At 70.9% G+C, this 4,715-nt stretch carries 3 protein-coding genes and 1 pseudogene; all 4 read right to left on the minus strand.

Annotation, left to right across the window (positions count from 1 at the left end; genetic code table 11):
- Positions 1-58 precede the first annotated feature (58 nt).
- Positions 59-1,105 (minus strand): ABC transporter ATP-binding protein, encoded by a 1,047-nt coding sequence (locus KD1_RS15230; RefSeq protein WP_068403330.1) that lies wholly within the window; start codon positions 1,103-1,105, stop codon positions 59-61.
- Complete coding sequence (locus KD1_RS15235) at positions 1,102-2,622, minus strand: ABC transporter permease (RefSeq protein WP_068403332.1); 1,521 nt, start codon at positions 2,620-2,622, stop codon at positions 1,102-1,104. The genes KD1_RS15230 and KD1_RS15235 overlap by 4 nt, the downstream gene beginning before the upstream one ends.
- The gene (locus KD1_RS15240) at positions 2,606-3,628 is read right to left on the minus strand and encodes an extracellular solute-binding protein (protein ID WP_068403336.1); all 1,023 of its coding nucleotides are present in this window, start codon (positions 3,626-3,628) and stop codon (positions 2,606-2,608) included. The genes KD1_RS15235 and KD1_RS15240 overlap by 17 nt, the downstream gene beginning before the upstream one ends.
- A 2-nt stretch (positions 3,629-3,630) precedes the next feature.
- Positions 3,631-4,715, minus strand: a pseudogene (locus tag KD1_RS17015) (hypothetical protein); the annotation flags it as partial.

Raw genomic sequence — 4,715 nt, forward strand, 5'->3', positions numbered from 1 at the left:
TACCTCGAACCGCGTGAGGGGGCGGGGGCCGGGGGAGGGTGCGGGAGGGGTGCGTGCGTCAGCCGGCGAGGGGGAAGGTGCGCACTGGCCCCATGACGGTCAGCGCGACGCGGTCACCCGGCTCCGGCGGGGTCAGTCCGACGACCCGCGCCCGCACGACGTGCCCGGGCACGTCATCCGCGAGGTCCAGCTCGACGACCGCGTCATGCCCGAAGTACGACACCGACCGCACGGTCGCATCGCGCTCCCCGGTCCCGGCCTCCGACAAGCTGATCTGCTCCGGCCGCACCATGACCTGCACCTCGCCGCCACGCAGCTCACCCTGGGCCGGCAGCGACCCCAGCCCGCACACCACGACCCCGTCGGCCACGGTCCCCGGTACGAGCACCGCGTCCCCGAGGAACGACGCCACGGTCGCGTCCACCGGCTCGCCGTACACCACGCGCGGCGCCGCGACCTGCTGGAACGCCCCCGAACCCATGATCGCCACCTCGTCGGCGAACGAGAGCGCCTCACCCTGATCGTGCGTGACGAGGATCGCCGTGGCACCAGTGGCCTTGAGCGCCTGCGCGGTCGCCTCGCGCGTCGTCGCCCGCAACGCCGTGTCCAGAGACGAGAACGGTTCGTCGAGCAACACGAGCTCCGGCCGCGGAGCCAACGCCCGCGCCAAGGCGACGCGCTGCTGCTGTCCTCCGGAAAGCTGGTCGGGCCGGCGGTCGGCGAGGTCGGCCGACAACCCCACCACCTCGAGCAACTCGAGCACCCGAGCGCGGTGCCGCCGGCGCGGCCACGGCAGCCCGAACGCGATGTTGCCGGCCACGCTCAGGTGCGGGAACAACCCGCCCTCCTGGCGCACGTACCCGACCCCACGACGCTCCGGCGGGACCCACACCCCATCACCGGCAACCGTGCGATTGCCCAGGATCACCTCACCGGAGCGCGGTCGCATGAAGCCGGCGATGACGCGCAGGAGCGTCGTCTTGCCGCTTCCCGACCCGCCGAGGATCGCCGTCGTCGTCCCCGCGGGCACGACGAGATCGACGCCGTGCAGCACGTCCTCGCGCCCGTACCCGGCCGTGACCGACCGCAGCCGAACCTCACTCATGATTCCTCCAGGATCTGCCGCCGCAGCAGCAACGTCAGCGGCACCGAGAACGCGATCATGATCGCCGCATACGGTGCGGCAGCGGCATAGTCGAGTTGGCTGGCCTCACGCCAGAACGCCAGGGCCAGGGTGTCGGTGCCGGTCGGGGCCAGCAGCAGCGTGGCCGTCAGCTCGGTGCTCACCGCCAGCGCCACGAGCACGAACCCGCTCATGGCCGATGGGGCGATCAGCGGCAGCACGACGCGGGCGAACACGGCCGGGCCGCGGAGACCGAGTGAGCGCGCAGCCTCGGTCAACTCGGGCGGCGCGGCCGCCAGACCGGAGCGCAGTGACACCATCGCCCGCGGCAGGAACAGGATCGCGTAGGCGACGATGACCAGCGTCACCGTCTGATATAGCGGCCGGGCCCAATGCACCGAGACGGTCACCAGGGCCAGGCCGACGACGACGCCCGGCAGTGCGCTGGACAGGAACGTCACGCGCTCGAGCAGCATCGTCAGCGGCGAGTGGTAGCGGTTGAGCAGCCACGCCCCGGGCACCGCGGCGATGATCGCGGCGAGCCCGCCGAGCAGCGCGAGCGCAAAGGTGGTCAGGGTGACGCGCACCGGGTCCGAACCCAGGGCGGCGAACGAGTCGAGCGCGAACAACCACCGGATCACCGTGACGACCGGGACCACGACCGACAGGCCCACGACCACGGCCAGGAAGAGCAGCGACGGCACGGTCCAGCGCCCCAGCGGCACCCGCACGGCGCGGCGCTGGCTGCCCGACCCGACCTTGGCCACGCGGCGTCGACCGCGGGCGACGACCTCGATGGTCAGGGCGAGCAGGCACAGGCCGATGAGCACGGTTGCGAGCAGAGAGCCGGAGGAGTCGCTGAACCCGATCGCGTAGCGCTGCATGATCGCGGTCGTGAAGGTCTGGAAACGCATCATCTCCAGCACGCCGTACTCCGCGAGCAGGTGCAGCGCGACGAGCAGCGCCCCGCCGGACAGGGCCGGGCGCAGGCGTGGGAGGACCGTGCGGAACACCGCCGCGGCCGGGGAGAGGCCCAGCGAGCGGGCCACCTCCTCATCACCGGGGTCGAGGGCGCGCAGTAGCGCCGCGGCGGGGAGAAACACGAACGGTGAGTAGGCCAGCGTGGTGACGAGCGCGGCTCCGGCAAACCCGGTCATGCTCGGCGCGACGGTGATCCACGCATACGCGCTGACGAACGCCGGCACCGCCAGCGGCATGAGCAGCAGCACCCGCCACAGGCCCGCGCCCGGCAGGGTCGTGCGTTCGACGAGCCAGGCCGCAAGCGTGCCGATGACGAGCGAGGCCGGCACCGTCACGGCGACGAGCATCCCAGTGTGACTGAGCAGCACGCCGATCCGCGGCCGGAGGAGGTAATCGGCGGCGAACTGCCACCCGGCCGTCAGGGCGTCGCCGAGCACCACCACGACGGGCAGCAGGGTGATGGCGGCGACCAGGGTGGCCGCGAGCGCGACCCCCCAGTTCCTAGAGGAGACCGGCATCCGTCATCAGCGAGATCACCTTGTCGGAGTTGAGGACGAACGGGTCGACCGGCGGCGGGTTGAGCTTGTCCAGCGGCGGGAGGGCCTTGTCCGACGCGACGCCCTTGCCGACCGCGTACTCCATCGAGCCGCTGTCGACGAGAATCTTCTGACCCTCGGGGCTGGTGACGAACTTGAGGAACTGCTGGGCTTCCTTCGGCATGTCCGAGGACTTCAGCACCCCGCCGGCCGACAGGCTGACGAAGGCACCGGAGTCCTTGTTGCCGAAGTAGTGGAGCTTCGTGTTGGCGCTGCCCTGCTTGTCGCCGGCCTGGTCGCGGTACCAGTAGTAGTGGTACATGATGCCGACCGGCACCTCGCCGGCGTTGACGGCCTTCATCGTGGCGATGTTGTTCTGGTAGACCTGCGCGTTCGTGGCCATGCCCTCGAGCCACGTCTTGGTGGTCGCCTCGTCGGTGTTCGCGAGCAGGCCCGCCACGATGGCCTGGAAGTCGGCGCCGCCGGGCGCCGCGCCCCACTTGCCCTTCCACTTCGGGTCCTGGAGGTCGAGCAGCGACTTCGGCAGCTCGGCCTCGGTGATCTTCTCCGTGTTGTAGACGAGCACGGTCGAGCGGGCGGCGATGGCGGTCCAGTCGCCGGTTGACGGGGCCATGCCGGTGCGCACCTGGGCGCGGGTGGCGGCGTCGACCTTCGCGAGCCGACCTTCGCGCTCGACGAGCGTCATCGCCGGGGAGTTCTCGGTGAGGAACACATCGGCGGGGGAACTATCACCCTCGGCGATGATCATCTGCCCCATCGACGAGTCCTGGCCCTCACGCACCTGCGTCTGGATGCCGGTCTTCTCGGTGAAGGCCTGCGCCCACGCGTCGGTGACGTTGCGGTGCTGCGAGGAGTAGATCTGCAACGCACCGTCCTGCGCCGTGAACTCGTCGCCGCCGCCGCCACCGCAGGCGGACAGCACGAGGGGGAGGGCCAGCAGCGCGGCGACCGCAGATCGGCGTTTCATGATCACGACATTCTTCCATTTCGTTGACGGACGGGAGCGATGAGGTCCTGCAGCCGGCGCACCGGGCGGTCGGCGACGCGCCACGCCAGGCAGCCGACGGCGATGGCCAGCAGCGTGCTGAGCAGAGGGGTCGGGGCGTAGGCGAAGACCTGGAACTGCACGAGGTAGACGTACAGCGACGCGGCCGCGAGCACGCCGATGAGCGGCACGACGGCTCGGGGCACGCGCACCTGGGGCAGCAGCGCGAGCGCGGCGATACCGGTCACCACGATGACGTTTCGGGCAGGTTCGTCGAAGAACGACGCTCCGCCCATCACCGCGATGAGCAGGGTGACGGCCCGACGAACCCGCGTGTCGGCGTGGGCCAGGGCGGCGCCGACGGCGAAGAGCCAGAACGTCGCCGGGAGGATCCCGTGCAGGCTGGCCTCGCCGAACTCGACGATGACGAACCGGGGGATGAGCGCGAGCGCGGCGGCGATGGTGGCCACGCGCCACGGGTGGTCGCGCCAGGCGCGGTGCACGGCCGGTACCGACAGGAGCGCGGTGGCCAGGAGTGTCGTGGCGACGAGGGCCTCGACGAACCACAGTTCGCTGCGGAAGGGGGCCTGCTCGTCGCCGAAGATCCAGTTGGTCAGGGTGACGTTGGCCCAGCCGTAGCGTCCGTGCGTGGTCAACCCGATGTAGGCGATGACGGCGGTGGGCACGCCGATGCCGATCAGGGTTCGCGTGGTGGCGCGCCAACGGCGACCGATGCTCGGCGCGGACAGGCCGAAACGGGCGGCGTTGAACCCGGCCACGGCCAGCAGCGCGTGCGCCCCGCCGACGAGTTCGAAGAGGTTGGCGTGCGAACCGCAGATGAACACGACCGCGATGGCCCGCAGCAGCACGGACGTCTCGAGCGAGTGCGGTTCGAGCCAACGACGCCATCCTGGGGTGACGGGTGTTGAGCCGGTCGTCGTTGCCTGGGCGGAGCGTCGTTCGCGGCCGAGATCGACGAGATCGGCCAGTGGGCGGTGGTGCCAGTCCCGCGGCAGGGCACCCACCAGCGCCTCGAGCCGCACCGAGGCCTGCACGTGACTGAGGGAGT

The sequence above is a fragment of the Kribbia dieselivorans NBRC 106261 genome (assembly GCF_001552435.1).
GTDB lineage: Bacteria > Actinomycetota > Actinomycetes > Actinomycetales > Dermatophilaceae > Kribbia > Kribbia dieselivorans.